The organism is bacterium, from assembly GCA_040755795.1.
In the GTDB taxonomy this organism is placed as follows: domain Bacteria; phylum UBA9089; class CG2-30-40-21; order CG2-30-40-21; family SBAY01; genus JBFLXS01.
On sequence record JBFLXS010000721.1, the window covers coordinates 1 to 1,205 of the forward strand.

Here is a 1,205-nt window from a genome sequence, read left to right on the forward strand (position 1 = left end):
CAACCTCAAAATAAAGGAGACATAAAATGGCCTGGTTTAGAAAACCTAAATATACCACTATTCCGGTTATACGGAAAAAAGCCGAAGTTCCTGAGGGATTATGGATAAAGTGTAAAGAATGTGGTGAGATGATTTATAAAAAAGATTGGGAAAGTAATTTTAAGGTGTGCCCTGCGTGTCATTACCACTTTCGATTGAGTAGTCAGGAAAGAATAGCCATTACTTTAGATAAAGATAGTTTGGTGGAAGATGATGTTGATATTGTACCAATTGATTTTTTAAATTTTACTGATTCCAGGAGTTATAAAGACCGTTTAATTGAGTATCAACAAAAAACAAAACTTGAAGATGCTGTTGTGACTGGCACCGGAACAGTAGGTGGGTATAAAGTTGTTATTTGTATTTTAGATTTTAGTTTTATGGGTGGAAGTATGGGGTCAGTTGTGGGAGAGAAGATTACCCGAGCAATTGAAAAGGCTATCTCAATGAGATTGCCTTTAATTATTATCTCAAGTTCAGGTGGGGCAAGGATGCAAGAAGGGATAATGTCTTTAATGCAAATGGCTAAAACCTCAAGTGCGATTGCGAGATTAAATACCGCTGGGGGACTTTTTATCTCTGTTCTTACTGACCCGACTACTGGTGGAGTAACCGCAAGTTTTGCCTCACTTGGTGATATTATCATTGCCGAGTCAAATGCCCTAATAGGGTTTGCTGGACCGCGCGTGATTGAACAAACAATAAATCAACAACTGCCAAAGGAATTTCAACGGGCAGAGTTTTTGTTAGAACATGGGCTGGTAGATATGGTTGTCTCTCGTCAGGAGATGAAAGATACCATCACCCAGCTTTTAAAACTTTTGAGTTAGAAAAACAGGTGGTGTCTGAAAATAACGCTAATAGCGAAATCTATCCAGATTTGGTGTAAAAAAGGGGATAAGGAGATAAAGAGAGATATGGAGATTATTCATTGTAATTTGCAAAATTTTAGAATGAATTTATCTCCTTATCTCCATAATCCCCATATCTCCTTTTCTTACACTATTTCAACCTTTATGCTAGATTAAGACACCACCGAAAAACAGAGGTCAGGTGCCATATATATCTAGTGTGGTGTTGAGTAAGTTTTGCACGGGGCATCATCAGGTTTCGTAACATGCAAACGGATAATTGGTAACTGGTAACTGGTTAAATAGTTTCGTCCT

General features: G+C 37.8%; 1 protein-coding gene. It reads left to right on the forward strand.

The genetic code is table 11. The features are described from left to right. The first annotated feature begins 26 nt into the window (after positions 1-26). Positions 27-869, forward strand: coding sequence for an acetyl-CoA carboxylase, carboxyltransferase subunit beta (gene accD / locus AB1414_21190; protein MEW6609928.1), 843 nt, complete (start codon positions 27-29; stop codon positions 867-869). Positions 870-1,205: the final 336 nt, after the last annotated feature.